10 protein-coding genes are annotated in these 15,807 nt (G+C 67.2%); 5 read left to right on the top strand and 5 right to left on the bottom strand.

Annotated features, from left to right (window positions below; genetic code table 11):
• Positions 1–31 precede the first annotated feature (31 nt).
• Complete coding sequence (locus tag ACOGXQ_RS00565) at positions 32–1,474, top strand: amidase (RefSeq protein WP_419945539.1); 1,443 nt, start codon at positions 32–34, stop codon at positions 1,472–1,474.
• Between the two features lie 66 nt (positions 1,475–1,540).
• Positions 1,541–2,704 (top strand): CaiB/BaiF CoA transferase family protein, encoded by a 1,164-nt coding sequence (locus ACOGXQ_RS00560; protein WP_419945538.1) that lies wholly within the window; start codon positions 1,541–1,543, stop codon positions 2,702–2,704.
• A gap of 49 nt (positions 2,705–2,753) precedes the next feature.
• Here the strand turns inward: ACOGXQ_RS00560 and ACOGXQ_RS00555 are convergent, their stop codons facing one another.
• The 3 genes from ACOGXQ_RS00555 to ACOGXQ_RS00545 all read right to left on the bottom strand — a co-directional run bounded on the left by ACOGXQ_RS00555 (position 2,754) and on the right by ACOGXQ_RS00545 (position 7,208).
• Positions 2,754–3,617, bottom strand: a complete 864-nt coding sequence (locus tag ACOGXQ_RS00555; RefSeq protein ID WP_419945537.1) for an acyl-CoA thioesterase — start codon at positions 3,615–3,617, stop codon at positions 2,754–2,756.
• Positions 3,618–4,327: 710 nt separating this feature from the next.
• Positions 4,328–5,611, bottom strand: a complete 1,284-nt coding sequence (locus ACOGXQ_RS00550) for an ATP-binding protein (protein WP_419945536.1) — start codon at positions 5,609–5,611, stop codon at positions 4,328–4,330.
• Between the two features lie 124 nt (positions 5,612–5,735).
• Positions 5,736–7,208, bottom strand: coding sequence for an amidase (locus ACOGXQ_RS00545; RefSeq protein WP_419945535.1), 1,473 nt, complete (start codon positions 7,206–7,208; stop codon positions 5,736–5,738).
• Positions 7,209–7,679: 471 nt separating this feature from the next.
• Here ACOGXQ_RS00545 and ACOGXQ_RS00540 point away from each other — a divergent pair, with 471 nt between their 5' ends.
• The gene (locus ACOGXQ_RS00540) at positions 7,680–8,330 is read left to right on the top strand and encodes a hypothetical protein (RefSeq protein WP_419945534.1); all 651 of its coding nucleotides are present in this window, start codon (positions 7,680–7,682) and stop codon (positions 8,328–8,330) included.
• A 2-nt stretch (positions 8,331–8,332) separates the two neighbouring features.
• Positions 8,333–8,671, top strand: a complete 339-nt coding sequence (locus ACOGXQ_RS00535) for a hypothetical protein (protein ID WP_419945533.1) — start codon at positions 8,333–8,335, stop codon at positions 8,669–8,671.
• A 351-nt stretch (positions 8,672–9,022) separates the two neighbouring features.
• Here the strand turns inward: ACOGXQ_RS00535 and ACOGXQ_RS00530 are convergent, their stop codons facing one another.
• Both ACOGXQ_RS00530 and ACOGXQ_RS00525 read right to left on the bottom strand, forming a co-directional pair.
• Positions 9,023–10,180: an aromatic ring-hydroxylating oxygenase subunit alpha gene (locus ACOGXQ_RS00530; RefSeq protein ID WP_419945532.1), complete on the bottom strand. Its 1,158-nt coding sequence runs from the start codon at positions 10,178–10,180 to the stop codon at positions 9,023–9,025.
• The gene (locus tag ACOGXQ_RS00525) at positions 10,180–11,505 is read right to left on the bottom strand and encodes an aspartate aminotransferase family protein (protein WP_419945531.1); all 1,326 of its coding nucleotides are present in this window, start codon (positions 11,503–11,505) and stop codon (positions 10,180–10,182) included. The genes ACOGXQ_RS00530 and ACOGXQ_RS00525 overlap by 1 nt, the downstream gene beginning before the upstream one ends.
• Positions 11,506–11,591: 86 nt before the next feature.
• Between ACOGXQ_RS00525 and ACOGXQ_RS00520 the strand changes: the two genes are divergently transcribed.
• Positions 11,592–15,782, top strand: a complete 4,191-nt coding sequence (locus tag ACOGXQ_RS00520) for a hydantoinase B/oxoprolinase family protein (RefSeq protein WP_419945530.1) — start codon at positions 11,592–11,594, stop codon at positions 15,780–15,782.
• Positions 15,783–15,807 lie beyond the last annotated feature (25 nt).

Below are 15,807 nucleotides of genomic sequence, written 5' to 3'. Positions count from 1 at the left end.
CACGGCACCCTTGCACCAGGAGGACGGGCCGATGGCCGCAGATGACTTCGCTTACGCCACGACCATCAAAACCGCTGCTGCGGTAGCCGCGGGAGACGTTTCTTCGCGCGAACTGCTGGACGCAGCACTCGCACGGGTAGATCGACTCGACGGTCCCGTCAACTCGGTGGTCGCTCTCGACGCCGAGCGGGCCTGCGCTGCCGCGGACGCCGCCGATGCGGCCGTGGCGCGCGGAGACGAGCTCGGTCCATTGCATGGGGTGCCGGTCACCATCAAGGACTCCTTCCAGACAGAAGGTCTTGTGACCACCTCTGGAACCCCGGCACTGGCCGACTTCGTGCCCGAACGCGACGCCGATCCCGTGGCCCGCTACAAGGCCGCCGGCGCGATCGTGTTCGCCAAGACGAACCTGCCGCTCTTCGCGGGCGACGCGCAGTCCTACAACGAGGTGTACGGCACGACCGGCAACCCCTACAACATCGAGCACACTCCCGGCGGATCCTCGGGCGGGTCCGGCGCAGCGCTGGCTGCGGGCTACACCCCGCTCGAACTCGGCTCCGACATCGGTGGCTCGATTCGCATCCCGTCGCACTGGTCGGGGGTCAGCGGGCACAAGCCCAGCTACGGCATCGTCTCGGCCCTCGGCCAGATTCCCGGCATGCCGGGGACGCTGAGCCAGGCCGACATCGCCGTCGCCGGCCCGATGGCCCGCGATGTCGACGATCTGGAGATGGCGCTCGATGTGCTCGCCGGTCCCGATGCCTGGAACTCGAAGGCCTACTCCATCGACCTGCCGCCAGCCCGTCATACCGACATCTCCGACTTCCGGGTGGCCGTGTGGCTGGACGAGGAACTCTGCCCGATCGACAGCGAGTACCGGGAGCTGCTCTTGGGCGCCGCGAGCGCGCTGGAGGCAGCGGGCGCCCGCGTCGACACCGAGGCCCGACCGGCATTCACCTTCGAGAAGGCGGTCGACACCTTCCTGCATCTGCTCTCGGCTGCCGAAGCCGCGACATGGACGCTCGCCCAGCTGGAGGAGATCGCTGCGTCGAAGGGCGAACCGCAGGGCGACCTGGGCATCTGGTATGCCGCGATGCGCCACCGCGAGTGGCTGAGCTGGCACGAGCGCCGGCTGCAGCAGCGCAAGCGCTGGGAGGAGTTTTTTACGAACTGGGACGTGGTGCTGCTGCCAGTAACGCCGACTGCGGCCATCCGCCACGACCACAGCAAGCCCGCCACCAATCGCAGGATCACCGTCAACGGCCAGAGCCGTCCGTACTTCGACATCATCAAGTGGATGGGGCTGACCGGTGTGTCCTGGCTGCCCGCGACGGTGGTGCCCGTGGGCATGGTGGGCGACCTGCCGGTCGGGGTGCAGATCGCGGGTCCGTTCCTGGAGGATCGCACCACCTTGGCCGTCGGGCGGTTCCTCGAAAATGCACTCGGCGGGTTCCAGCGCCCCAGCGGCTTCTGACGGCCGCTCCCACCAGAGGGAACCGGCACCGCGCCGAGACAACGCTCGCTCGCTAAGGAGGCGTCGATGGGGGCAGGACCGCTCGAAGGCATCACCGTCGTGGACGTCTCCAGCGCGGTCGCCGGCGCATGGGTGTCGACCCAGCTCGCCGAGATGGGCGCCGATGTCGTGCTGATCGAGAAGGTGGGCGCTGCAGATGTCATGCGCCTCACCGGTGCGATCGTCGGCGACCAGTCGGGCTGCTGGGTCCAGATGCACCGCAACAAGCGCGGCATGGATCTCAACATCCGCGAACCGGCCGGCCGCGAGATCCTGCTGCAGCTCGTCAAGGGCGCCGACGTCTTCATCCAGAACTTCCGACCCGGAGTCGCCGAGCGGCTGCGCATCGGATACGAGGACCTCAGCGCGATCAACCCCGATCTCGTGTACCTGTCGGTGTCAGGTTTCGGCCCCGACGGGCCGTATGCGCACCAGCCGGTGTACGACCCGATCATCCAATCGCTGTCAGGCATGACCGAGGCGCAGGGCGGCGATTTCGTCAAGTCCGCCACTGCCGACAAGACCACGGCGATGACCGGCGCTCAAGCGGTCCTCGGGGCGCTGCTCGCACGGGCGAACGGCGCCGGCGGCCAGCACGTCGAGGTCAACCTGCTCGATTCGACCCTGTCGTGGATGTGGCTCGACTACTTCTGGAACGAATCAGTGCCCGACGCCCCACCGACGCCGTCCTACAGCGAGTGGTACAGCCCCTGGAAGACGACCGACGGCTGGGTCGGCGCCATCTGGCCGGCCGACGACCAGTACGCCCGCGTGTGCGAGAAGCTGGAAGTCCCGCATCTGATCGACGATCCTCGCTTTGCCACTCGCGAGGCCCGGATACGAAACTCGAATGAGCACCAAGAAGTGTTCGCCAAGCTGCTCGGCGAATTCACCACGGCCAAAGCGCTCAAGGCCCTGGAGGACGCTGACGTTCCCTGCGCACCGGTGCTCGACATCACCGAGGTGTTCGACGACCCCCAGGTGAAGCACAACGGAACGGTGCTGACCCATGAGCACCCCGTCGCCGGTACGGTCCGCACCGCTCGCTTCCCAGCCCGGTTCAGCAAGACGCCGACACAACTTGAGCGCTTGGCGCCGGCCAAGGGCGAGCACACCGATGAGGTACTCGCCGAACTGGGCCGCTCCCCCGCCGAGATCGCCGAACTCCGCAACGACGGCATCGTCGCCTGAGCGGTCCCCGCTGCCAGCTGCACATGCGTGCCAGGCCGGGCAGCTGGGCTCAGAGGCGGGCGAGGGCTTCTTGTACTGCGGTGGCCACGAGGCGACCGTTCTGCCAGAAGCGCGCTTCGGCGGTGCCCCGATTGCCGCCCGCCATCAGCGGCCTCTGCTCGCAGTAGATCCACTCGTCGGCGCGGGCGGGCTCGTGAAACCACATGGCGTGGTCGAGGCTGACGACCTGCGCGCTGGGGTCGAGCCAGGTGACCCCGTAGGGCACGATCACGTTGTCGGCGAGGCAGTCGTCGCTCATGTAGGCGATGATCGCTTCGTGAATCGCCGGATCGTCCGGCAGCCGACGCGGCGCGCGGAACCAGTAGTCGATGCCGCCGCGTGGTGAGGGCCCCGTCGGTGCCCACGGCGCGTACGCGAGCCGGTACTCCACCGGTCGAATCATGTACGACCACTGCTCGCCGAAGATCGGCCCCACCTCGGCGATGCACTCCTGGTAGGTCGGCAGTGACTCCGGCGGCGCCACGCCGTCAGGCAGCGGGCCCTGGATGTCGACTTTGCCCGTCTCGGGGACATGGAACGTCGCCGTGAGTTCGAAGATCAAGCGGTCGGATTGGAACGCCTGCGATCGGCGGGTGCAGAACGCTCGCCCGTCGCGCACTCGTTGCACCTTGTAGTCGACGTCGGCCATGCCGTCGCCTCCGCGCAGGAAGACGGCGTGCACCGAGTTCATCGGCCGGTCGTCGTCAACGGTCCGCTGCGCCGCTACGACAGCTTGGGCCAGTACATGCCCGCCGTACAGGCCGAACTCGTCGAAGCCGGAGCCCTTGCCCCGGAACGTGTCCGGGTCGTTGTCGTTCGGCTGCAGGTCAAGCAGATCCAGCAGCTCGTCCAAGGCCGCTTCGGTATCACTCACGGCCTAGTTCTCTAGCAGACAGCGCACAGCGCAAGCTTGGCGGCCTCCATCCCGAATCCGCATACAGACAGTTACTTGTTGATTCGTCATCGCCATCAGGAAGGCCAGCCACCACATGCCGAAGTTCGCGACCCGGCTCCGCATCGCGACTTATGCAGCTGCGATTGTGACCGTGACGGTCGCTGGCATCGGTCTTGTTGCACGGACCGCTTCGAGTGGGCAGTCTTCAGTCGTCGCGCCGGACAAGCTTCGAGCACAGACGTGGGCACTGACGATGCGGAAGCAGCACGCCGCGCCAGCACGATTGCGAATGATCGAAGCGATCCGTGGCAAGGCGAACTGCCAATGAACCCGGATGCGCAGACTCGGGCGTGGCTTGCAGGCGACGGAGCGCCAGTCGTCGAGTTCGTGACCGAATCGGCCTCATTGGCCTCATGCGGAGCGGCGAGGAACCCGACTGCGGCGGTGTCGGTGCCCGGCTCAACCGAGTTGGCACACCCATTGACGTGTTGTCCGCTGCCGAAGGCACACCGGACGAAGCGACCGCCGTCATACTGGCTGAAGAAATGAATCACTCCGCCCGTCGCTCAAGCTCCGCAGCGGTGGTTCAGGAATTTCGCATGGGGTCGATGCTGGATTCGGCTGCCATGAGCTGTGAGGTGGCGACGCAGCACCGATGGGGTATCGGGTGCGGCACGTGCGGACTCGGTCTACGGGCCGAGGGCGGTGACAGGTGCGACCCGGACGCCGTCTGGACGTGTGTAGCCGTATCCGGTGGCCGTGACTACCACGAGGCCGGCGATCTGATCGACGCGCCGGGCGTCGACCTTGTCACGGAGGCGCAGCAGCGAGTTCGCGGCTGCGTCGACGGCCTCGCCGCCGCCGAGTTTGACCTCGATGCCAAGCCATGTTCCGTCGGGCATCTCGACGATGGCGTCGGCCTCGAGACCGGTGGCGTCGCGCAGGTGGAACACGCTTCCTCCCAACGGTTGAGCCAAGATGCGCAGATCCCGCACGACCAGCGACTCGAACAGCAGTCCCAGCGTCGAGGTGTCTGCGATGAGCCGCGCCGGGTCGGCGCCAAGCGCTGCGGCGGCCAGCGACGGGTCGGTCAGATGCCATTTGGGCGAGGTGCGAAGCGGCGCCTTGGACCGCAGGCGCACCGACCACGCCGGTTGTTCCTCCGCAACGAACAGTCGACGCAGAGCACCCAGGTACGCGCGGACGGTATGTCGGTGCAATGGCTCGGGTTCGACATCGGCGGCCAGTGTCGAATTGCGTGCTTCGGTGGCGGTGTTGCGGGCCAGTGAGCGCAGCAGCCGATCGACGCCAATCGGATTGTGCACAGCTCCGCCATCGAGCTGCGCAATGTCGGTCCGGGCCACCTCGGAGAGGTAGTTGCGAAGGTTCTGCTGAATCTCCGCCAACGGCAGATCGAGCTGTCCGGGCCATCCTCCTCGGCACATCACGTCGACGACATCGCTCAGTCCAAGCGACGATGGGGCGGCGCTGCACGTCTTTCCGTCGAGGAGGCTGCTCAGCGACACTTCGCCGGAAGAGTCCGAAGACTCAAACAGCGACATCGGCCGCATCCGGACTCTGCGAACGCGGCCCGCACCGGTATGGCGGGTGATGTCGTCCGCGGGTTGGGCCGATCCGGCGAGGATGAACAACCCTCGCTCTGGCGCAGCGTCGCAGGCATGCCGGACGTGATTCCACAACGACGGCATCACCTGCCATTCGTCGAGCAGCCTGGGCGTTGGGCCGCGCAGCAGGATTGCCGGCTCGACAGCGGCGATCGTCCGTGCGTCCAAGTCGGTATCGAGCCTCACCGCACTGCGTGCAAAACGCAGACCAGTCCATGTCTTGCCGCATGCACGCGGACCTTCGAGCACCACGAAGCCGGCGGCAAGCAGCCCCCGTTCGACCACGGCGTCCACCACGCGCTGGCGATAGCCGTCAGGGATCATCGTCGTCTCGGATTCTTGGCTCACACAGCGACTCCGTTCAGATATCCACTATGAGAGAGTTGGATTATACGTTTCGCGCGAATTTGAATATACGTTCCGAGATCACGTCGAGACGTCGCCAGCCGTGTTCAGCGTGGCGACTCTGCTGCTACTCGTATCCGGGCGGGGAGACGAACCCACCGAGGGTGCGCTCGATGAGGGCGGCGTAGCGGATGCCGCGCCGGTCCCCCAGGTGCGGCGCCACGATCTGGATGCCGACCGGCAGGTTCAGCCCGTCCGCGGTCAGCCCGACCGGTGCGACTGTGCCGGGCAGGTACACGCTGCAGCTCCAGCCCGCCCAGAAGAGCTGGTCCACGCCGAGCTCTTGGCGGCCGTCGATGTCGATGGTGCGAGTGGGCCGGGTGCCGGTGTGGTCGTGAACGAAAGCGGCTGACGCAGCGATCGGGCACAGCAGCAGGTCGTAGTCGTCGAAGAACCGCGCCCACGCCTGCCGGTGACCCTCGCGCTTGTTGTGGTGGGAATACCACTCGCGGTGACTCATCGTCATCGCGTAGTCGACCAGCGACTGGTAGTCGCCCTCGCCGTCTTTGTACCGGTGTGCCCGGGACTGCGCCTCGTTCCACATCGCGTCGTCAGCCAAGGCGCCGGTGGCGGCTCGCAGCAGCATCAGGTAGTTCTCGTGGAACTCGTGCTGGTCGATGTCCGGCGTGGCCTCGCTGACGTCAGCCCCGGCGGCCGCCAGCGCGTCCACTGCTCGCTGCAGCGTGTCGATCATGGCCGTCGAGTTGCGAATGACAGGCGTGTCGAGCATCACGCCCACCCGGAACGCCGCCAGCGTGTCGCGATGCTCGGGCTGCAGCGCCACGCTGTAGCCGGCCGCGTCGGCGCCGGAGGGTCCGGCGAGCACGTCCAGCGCGACATCGAGGTCGGCAGCGCTGCGCGCCAGCGGGCCGCACACCGCAATGTCGCTGCCGACCAATGCTCCGGGCACGGCGTGGCCTCCGTCGGGCACCAGCCCGTAGGTCGGCTTGTGGCCGAACACGCCGCAGTAGTGCGCGGGATTGCGGATGGACGCACCGATGTCGGAGCCCAGCTCCAGCGACGCCATGCCGGTCGCCAGCGAGACGGCCGAGCCACCGGAGGACCCGCCGGGCACTCGCGTCAGATCCCATGGGTTGTTGGTGCACCCGTAGATGTCGTTGAAGCTCTGCCAGTCGCCCAGCATGAGCGGCACGTTGGTCTTGCCCCAGATGACCGCCCCTGCGTCGGTGTACCGGGTGACCGTGACGGCATCGCTGTCGGCCACGTTGTCGGCCCATGCGGGGTTGCCCCACGTCGAGGGCGTGCCAGCCCAGTCGAAGGCCTCCTTGATGGTCATCGGCACGCCGTGCAGCGGCCCCCAGCACTCCCCGGCCGCCAGCGCTGTATCAGCGGCAGCGGCCCGCTCACGCGCCTCGTCGATCCGGGTGAGAATCACCGCGTTCACCGCAGGGTTGAAGCGCTCGTAGCGGCTGATCGCACCCTCCAGTGCTTCAGCAGCCGACTCGCGTCCCTGCCGGATCAGCGAGGCCAGCTCGACTGCCGGCAAGAGGTTCGCATCTGTCTTCGTTTCGCCTGTCATCGCGCTGAGACTAGGAGGCTGAGCCAGCGGCCCGATGAGTTGCCGCGCTGCGGGATTCAGGCCGACAGCGTCCCGAGCGGGACTCGAACCCCCGTCCTTGCCGTTCGACTGGCCTGCTCATCCACCTGAGCTATCGATCGGGGTTCGGGTAGGACTCGGCTCCGGGAGCGAACGCCCTTCGCGCCAGCTCCCGCGGCACGATGGCACTCACGCAACGCACGAAGATGTCGCATGCCGCAGCTGTACGCGCGGATGCTCGGTCTCGTGGGTTGGCGCCGATCAGTTGTCGAATACACAGTCTGTTGACAACACGGATCGCTCATGCACGCAATGCACGTCACAAATGATGTCGTGCTGTCACCTTCGCTTCGATGGCAGCTACGTTGCCAGCTTCTGTGTCCGATCAGCGGACGCCGAGCAACGAGACGAGACACTGCCGAGACACTGCCGAGACACTGCCGAGACACTGCAATGAGGAGAATCCTGACAACGCTTGTCGCTGTGCTCAGCGCGGCAGCGATGACGCTGACCATGGCAGCACCGGCACAGGCAACGGGCGACAAGGTGCTCGATGACGGCACCATCGAGCAAACAAAGCCGGACAGCAACGACCCGGCACCGGTCGGCGATGCAGACACGACCATCGAACTGCCCGACGACCTTGAGCGCACAGTCGAGAAAGCGCTACGTCACGCCAATTACAACGGCAGCGCTGCGCGTTGGCCGTGCTTCCTAGGCATCGGCGATTGTTCCCGCCCATCCCCTGACACTGGCTGGCTTGATTGCGCTGACATCACCGTAGACGAGATCGGCGTGTCATGGGCAGCGAACGACGGCTACGACACCATCCACATCGTCCCGACCGATGCCGGACGAGGCGGCTCGCTGATCGGCCCGGCAGCGACGATCAACGGCGCGAACCTGATCTTCGCCGAAGCGCTGCTCTGCCTTAACAGCCACAACCTGTCGGTAACCGTCAATAGCTGGACAGCGATCTGGCAGCAGCTTCACTGCCACATCGTGTACCAGCTGTTGGGCGGCGGCGGCTCATGGGACCTCGAGGGTCACCGCGACACCAACTGGGGCGGCTACCTGCTCCCGTGGAACAGGTGCGGCTGGTAACGATGTCGCCAAGTCCAGCCTCAGCGCTTGACGGTGCCGACCGCTTCCGTTCGGCATGGTGGGCGCTGGGGCTATGGGCAACTGCGACGGCCGTGTTGACGTTCACGGTTGGCGGCGCGATTTTCGTATGGTTGTTCTGCGGCTCTGATTGGGACGCTCCCTGTCAGCAGAACAACACCGCGGGGTGGGTCGTCATCACGGTCACGATCACCCTGACGGTCGCTGTCGCTGCATTCACGCTGCGACGATCTGTTGTCCTCGCAGCGTTGGCGTCCGTGCCGCTCCAACTGTGGTTCTACATCGCCTATGCGATACCGACAGCTGCATCGGTGCCGAACTAGCGGTTGGCGTCACAGGAAACACGCAGCTTGTGTCTCTTCCTCGAACGTCCCGCCCACGAAGAGCCATTCGCGGACGGAGCTTTGCGGGTCAGCCGAACAGCGGTTCCCGTCCACATCGGTGACCCACGCACCCTTGCCGTGATCCACGTAGACCGGAATCGGCCTCAGCAGCGTGGCCCGCGAGACGCCGTCGGGGATCCACTGCTGCGCCCGCGCGTACAGCGCAGCCGACTGTGCCTATGAGCGGCGTTCGCCAGCCGGGACTCCATTGGGTGCTGTCATCGGCTCAGTGTCGCAGAGCCGCCGTTCCGGCTGACGGAATGCGCTCTGCTTGATTGCCAGCTGCAAGGACTAGGCGGCGCCAGCCCGGCGGTACGCGTCGAGCACGAGCCCATGGAAGTGGTGAACGCCGTGCTCAGACAGACCCGAGCCATCCGGATCGCACACGATGCGGCCTTGGGTGAATGCCGGGGTGCGCATGCCTCGCTGCACGCTCTCCACGATGCCGATGTCCTCGGGCTGCAGGATCTCGTCGATGTAGCGCATCGACTCGATGTCCGCCGGGCTCAGCTCCGGGGATTCGAAGTAGTAGTCGATGGTCTCATGGGTGGTTTCAGGCCCCGTGGGCACCATTTGCATGATACTGAAGTTGCCGCGACCGGGGTAGCGCATCAGGCAGGTGTTGGGCCACAGCCACCACACGGCGAGATCCTTCACGCTGGAGCCTTCGACGTCGTAGGCGGAGTTGTCCGAGTGGCCCGCACGGGCCATGTGGCTGGAGTAGATGCCGTGGGTGGTGACGCGGTAGGTGTCCATCTCCACCAGCGTCACAAAGTCGGGATGCGCGATGTGGCAGTGGTAGCACTCGAGGAAGTTGTCGACGACGTTCTTCCAGTTCGAGGCGATCTCATAGCTGAAGCGCCGCACGTGCGTGAGGTCGTTCACATCCGGCGCCCAGTGCGCAATCTCGCTGCCGAGTTCGCCGGCTTGGGTGGCCAGTGAGGCAGCCGACGGATCCAGATTGACGTAGACGAACCCGCCGAATACCTCTGCTTGAACCGGCTGCAGACAGATCTGTGAGGGATCGAATCCCGCCACGTGGTCGGTCTCGCGGGCCCGATGGAGCTGTCCGGACAGGTCGTAGGTCCAGCCGTGGTACGGGCACACGATGCTGCCGGTGTTGCCGGCGCCGGCGAGCAGGTGGTGGGCCCGATGCCGGCAGACGTTGTAGAAGGCCCTCAGTGCGCCGTCATTGTCCCGCACCAGCGCGATGGGCATGCCGGCGACCGGCAGCGCCACGTAGTCGCCCGGGTTGCGCAGCGACTCGACATGGCACACCCACTGCCAGCTGCGGGCGAACACCTCACGCTGCTCGATGTCGTGCCATCGAGTATCGATATAGGCGTCGGCACGCAACGACAGCGAATTGGCAGGATCGGGGTCGAAGCCCGCAGCGATGCTGACAGGTGCCTCGTGTTCCGGCGGCGTGTCGGGTTGCGTCTTGAGCATCACCCCGCATTATCGCCCGGCACTGACGCCGCTGCGGCCATCAGGAAGTGCTCGATGTCGTCGTCGCTGGTCGCCAAGTTCAGCGATCCGAGGCTGTCGCCGATGAAGTACACGCCGTTGGCCTGCATGCGCAGCCCGAATTGTTCGATAACCGCCTTCTCGTCGCTGGACTGATAGGAGTCGCGGTAGTTGCGGATGCGGCGCTGGTGAGGGTGCACTCGGAACAGGCTGCCCCGACCGGTCACCTGCCAGCCCAGCCCCTCCCGGTCGAAGAGCTCCCGCAGACCCGTGCGCACCGCTTCGCCCGCATCGCGCAGCCGGGCAAAGGCCGCATGGTCGAGGCGATTCATGGTCTCGAGGCCTGCCGCCATCGTGATCGGGTTTGCGGAGAACGTGCCTCCCGAGGGCACCTTGGCCCGGTCGCCGTCGATCCGCACGAACGTCCCCATCGGACCGGGGCGCCCGGCAATCGCCCCCACCGGGAATCCCCCGCCGATGATCTTGCCGAGCGTGGTGAGGTCGGGGTCAATGCCAGCCAGCGTCTGCATGCCCCCGTGGCCCAGCCGGAACGTGATCACCTCGTCGAGCACCACCAGTGCGCCGACCTTGCGGGTGGTCTCCCGGACTGCGGCGATGAATTCGGACTCGAGGTCGGGCATCCCGACCCGGTTCGGCATCGGGTCGACCAGCACGGCGGCGAGCTGATCCCCGGCGCGCTCAATGGCGGCGCGGGCACCTTCAGCGTCGTTGTAGGCGATGATGCCGACCTCTTCGGCGACCGATGTCGGCGCGCCGAAAGCGTAGGGCACCGTCTGGGGCGCCCCAGCGTCTCCCCAATTGGTGGGATCGGCGCCGAGGCTGGCCTCGGCGTGGTCGTAGGTGCCGTGATATGAGCCTTCCACCTTGATCACGTTGGGGCGTCCCGTGTACGCCCGAGCGGCCTTCAGCGCGGCCATCACCGCCTCGGTGCCGGAGTTGCAGAAGCGGATCAGGTCGAAGCTCTCGACACGCCCGCAGAGCAGCTCGGCCAGCTCGATCTCGACGTCGTTGGCAAAGGAGAAGGCCGAGCCGCGTGCCATCCGCTCCGCCACAGCAGCGGAGATCCCCGGGTCGGCATGGCCGATGACGATCGAGGCGAAGTTGTTGTTGCAGTCGAGGTAGCGGTTGCCGTCCACGTCGGTGACCCACGCACCGCTGGCATGGTCGACATAGATGGGGTGCGGGCGCCGCAGCAGCATCGACCTCGACGAGCCGTCGGGAATCGACCGCTGTGCTCGCTCGTACAGCGCCGCCGACTGCGGTGCGCTCCAGTCCTTCTCCCGCATCTCTGCCCCCTCGTGCGACCAAGGTCGTCGTGGCGTCGGCTCAGTCTCGCAAGCTGCGCGCCGGGCGATGCTGCGAGACTGGGGCCATGAGCGAGTCCACGACGACGCCCGCGCCCAACGGCACTGACGGCGGGGCCGACCGCTCGCAGCGACGGCCGTCCGCCCCGTGGCGCATCGGCGTGGATGTGGGGGGGACCTTCACCGATCTGGTGCTGGCTGACGACCTCGGCGACACCTGGGTGGCGAAAGTGCCCTCAGTCCCGGCCGATCCGAGCCGTGGCGTGCATGCCGCGCTGGCCCGCGTTGCGGTCGAGGCGGGACTGCCGCTCGACGCGGTGCTGGCCGACTGCTCGCTGTTCGTGCACGGCTCCACCGTGGCCACCAACACGATGCTGGAGGGCACCGGCGCCACCGTCGGGCTGATCGGCACCGACGGTTTCCGGGACGCGCTCGAAATCCGCCGCGGGCTGCGCGAAGACCAATGGAATCACCGCGCTCCCTACGCCCCCGTGCTGGTGCCTCGCTACCTGCGGGCCACCGTGGGCGGGCGCATCGACGCCGACGGCTCCGAGCATGCGCCGCTCGACCTCAGCGACCTCGGCGAGATCCTCGATCGCTTCGACAGCCACAACGTGGAGGCAGTGGCGGTCGCCTTCATGAATTCGTTCGTCAACGACCAGCACGAGCAGGCAGCAGCAGCGGCAGTGCGCGAACAGTGGGACGGCGAGTGGGTGACAGCATCGGCGGCCGTCTCGCCGCTGATGGGCGAGTACGAGCGGACGTCCACGGCGGTGGTCAACGCTGCGCTCTCGCCGAAGATCGTGTCCTGCCTGCAGTCGCTGAACGACGACCTCGCCGCTGCCGGGCTGTGTCATTCGATCCTGCTGGTGCAGTCCAATGGCGGCGCTGCGTCGGTTGACCAGCTGTCCGAGCGGCCGGTGAACCTGCTGCTGAGCGGTCCTGCCGCGGTGGTGGGTGCCCTGAACCTGTACCGAGAAGCGGTGGACGCTGCGCTTGCAGGCAGCTCGGCCTCCACCGCGGCGCAGCCCGGCAATCTCATCTCGATGGAGATCGGCGGCACGTCCTGCGATGTGCTGCTGATGTCGGGCGGCGAGGTCGACACCCGCGACGAGATCATGATCGCCGGCTACCACGTCTCCACCCCGGCCATCGACATCCACACGATCGGCGCCGGCGGCGGCACCATCGCCGGCGTCGACGAGGCAGGGTTGCTGTACGTGGGGCCCCAAGGCGCCGGTGCCGATCCCGGACCTGCGTGTTATGGCAACGGCGGCGAGCTGCCCACCGTCACCGATGCGCAGCTCGTGCTCGGCCGGCTGCGTGCGGGCAAGTCAGCAGGCGGCACGCTGGACCTCGACATCGACGCTGCCCGCGAGGCGATCCGCGTCCACGTGGCCGAGCCGCTCGGCATGACCATCGAAGAAGCTGCCGCAGGGATCGTGGAGGTCGTCGAGCAGCACCTGCTCAGCGCCACCGAGCACATCTCGATCGAGCGCGGCCACGCGCCCCGCCGGTTCACGATGGTCGCTGCGGGAGGCGCCGGCCCGATGCACGGCGCCTCGGTCGCCGCAGGTCTCGGCTGCGAACGGGTTTATGTGCCCCGGGATGCCGGTGCACTGTGCGCGATCGGGATGCTGCACGCTGATGTGCGCCAGGATTTCACGCGCTTCCTGATGGGTTCGCTCGACGAGCTTCCCACAGCCGAGATGGACGCAGGGTTCGCAGACTTGCGAGCGCATGCGCTCGACGTCATGAGCGCGGAGGGCTTCGACGCTGCCGATGTCGTCCTGGATTGCGAGCTGGAGCTGCACCACCCCGGCCAGCTGTGGTCGATCCGTGTGTCGGCATACGCCCCTGAGGCTGAGCCGGCAGGCGAAGCCATGGCCCGAGCGGCCCGTGAACCCGTATTCGAACAAGACTGGGAAGAGCGGGAAACAGCAGAGGCGGCCACGGTCGACGTCACGGCCGTGCGGGCCGCATTCGAAGCCGAATACCAGCGGCTGTACGGGCACGTGCAGTCCGACGGCACGATCATGATCGCCTCGCTGCGCTTGATCGCCCGCGCGTCGACGGGCGACGTCGTGCCCACCGCCGCACCGCTCGCTGACACTCCCCCTGAGCCGTTCGAGACGAGGTCGGTGTGGCACGGCCCGTTCGGCTGGCGCCCCACTCCCGTGTACGACGGCGAGACGCTGTGCTCGGGCCACCAGATCGTCGGGCCGGCGCTCGTCGAAGAATTGACCACCACGATCGTCGCACGCCCCGGTGATCGCCTGTGGGTAGACGCCAGCGGAGACCTGTTCATCGATCTCGCCGCTGAGCCGGTAGGCGAAGCCGTGGCCCGAGCGGCCCGTGAACCCGTATTCGAACAAGACTGGGAAGCACAGGGCGAGGCCGCGGCGGACGAAACCGGGGCAACCGGTCGAGTTCCGGCCACTCGTGCGGACGGCGAGCTCGACCCGGTCGTGCTGGCCGTCATGCAGAACCGGCTGGACCAGATCAGCCGGCACATGGGCTGGGTGATGACCCGCACCGCCCGCAGCACCATCTTCAGCCAGAGCCACGACTTCTCGTGCTTTGTGACGACGCCCGACGGGACGCTGGTGGCCAACGCCGACGGCATCCCCATTCACACGGGCGGCGGCGGCTTCGCGGTGCGGGCACTGCTGGCCAAGTACGGCGGCCGCATCAATCCCGAGGACGTATTCCTGCTGTCGGACCCGTATGTGGCCGGCGGCAACCACCTGCCCGACTGGGTCATCGCCCGGCCGATCTTCGCCGCCCGTGAGGGCGGGCAAGAGCACAGCGCCGACGAGGAAGGCGTCGAAGCGCCGCCGCTCATCGGCTTCTGCTGCAACCGGGCACACCAGTCCGACATCGGCGGCGGCCTCGCCGGCACCTACAACCCCGAGGCCACCGAGATCTGGCAGGAGGGAATCCGCCTGCCCGTGCTCAAGCTGGTCGAAGCCGGCACCGTTCGGGAAGACCTCTGGGAGCTGCTGCTCATCAACTGCCGCACTCCCGAGCTGCTCGACGGCGACCTGCTGGCCATGATCGGCTCTACCCGCATCGGCGCCGAACGGGTCATCGGACTCGCCACCGAGCTGGGCATCGACGACTACCAAGCCTATCTCAACGGCGTGCTGGACCACGGCGAGCGCCGCATGCGCGCCGCCATCGCTGCGCTGGGTGACGGCGTCTGCTTCGGCGAGGACCGCACCGACAACGACTGCTTCGGCCCCGCCGACATCGCCGTGCGGGTCCGCATGACCATCACCGGCGACGAGATGGAGCTGGACTTCACCGGCACCGATCCGCAGATCGAGGGCTTCAAGAACAGCTCCGTCGCCAACACGTACTCCTCGGTGTTCTTGGCGCTGTCGTCGTTCTTCGACACCTCCATCCCCCGCAACGAGGGCACCTACCGGCCGGTCACCATCGTCGCCCCCGAGGGCAGCATCGTGAATGCCCGGCCGCCGGCGCCCATGACCATGAACACGGTGTACGTGGCGCACGAGATCGTGATCGCCACTTGGCAGGCGCTCGCCCAAGCCGACCCCGACCGGGCGTGCGCGGCTTGGTCGAAGACGATGCACGGCCACGTGGCGGGCCGCCGCGACGACGGCACTACTTGGGTGATGTACCAGTGGCACGCCATGGGCACTCCAGGGGCCACCGCGGAGCGGGACGGCTTCGCGCAGATGGGCCACCTGATCAGCCTCGGCGGCCTCGACATGCCCAACCTGGAGTTCCACGAGCAGATGTACCCGGTGCGCTACATCCGCCACGAGCAGCGCTGCGACAACGCCGGGCCTGGCCGCCGCCGTGGCGGCACGGGCATCCGCTACGAAGCCGACATCCTGGAGCCGGCGATCTGGTCGTTCCGGGCCGAGGGCCTCGACACGCCCTCGGGCCACGGCGTGCGCGGCGGCGGGACCGGCGGCGTGGGTCTCGAGTGGATCGCGCCCGTCGACACCGAGGCGGATGGTCCCACGTTTGTGCCGCCCAAGTACGGCGTTCGCCGGCTGGGTCCCGCCCGGATGATCGCCGACACGCCCGGGGGAGGCGGCTGGGGCGATCCCTTCGAGCGCGAACCCGCCTGGGTGCTGCGCGATGTCATGGACAGCGTGGTCAGCGTCGAAGGCGCCGAGCGCGACTACGGCGTGGTTATCGCTCCTGATGGTCTGAGCGTGGACACCGAGACCACCGCTCGTCTCCGCATCTCCAGCCGCGTTGAGGTGCCAGCCGACGCCTGATTGGGGCGCCCCTGCGGGAGTGCAC

This window comes from Candidatus Poriferisodalis sp. (assembly GCF_965208485.1).
GTDB lineage: Bacteria > Actinomycetota > Acidimicrobiia > Acidimicrobiales > Poriferisodalaceae > Poriferisodalis.
Note: the sequence above shows the minus strand (reverse complement) of the source record. Positions and strands in the feature narration are given on the sequence as shown.

Coding starts and splice junctions, on each gene's coding strand:
- ACOGXQ_RS00565 (WP_419945539.1), top strand. CDS start 32: ATGGCCGCAGATGACTTCGCTTACGCCACGACCATCAAAACCGCTGCT.
- ACOGXQ_RS00560 (WP_419945538.1), top strand. CDS start 1,541: ATGGGGGCAGGACCGCTCGAAGGCATCACCGTCGTGGACGTCTCCAGC.
- ACOGXQ_RS00545 (WP_419945535.1), bottom strand. CDS start 7,208: ATGACAGGCGAAACGAAGACAGATGCGAACCTCTTGCCGGCAGTCGAG.
- ACOGXQ_RS00540 (WP_419945534.1), top strand. CDS start 7,680: ATGAGGAGAATCCTGACAACGCTTGTCGCTGTGCTCAGCGCGGCAGCG.
- ACOGXQ_RS00535 (WP_419945533.1), top strand. CDS start 8,333: ATGTCGCCAAGTCCAGCCTCAGCGCTTGACGGTGCCGACCGCTTCCGT.
- ACOGXQ_RS00530 (WP_419945532.1), bottom strand. CDS start 10,180: ATGCTCAAGACGCAACCCGACACGCCGCCGGAACACGAGGCACCTGTC.
- ACOGXQ_RS00525 (WP_419945531.1), bottom strand. CDS start 11,505: ATGCGGGAGAAGGACTGGAGCGCACCGCAGTCGGCGGCGCTGTACGAG.
- ACOGXQ_RS00520 (WP_419945530.1), top strand. CDS start 11,592: ATGAGCGAGTCCACGACGACGCCCGCGCCCAACGGCACTGACGGCGGG.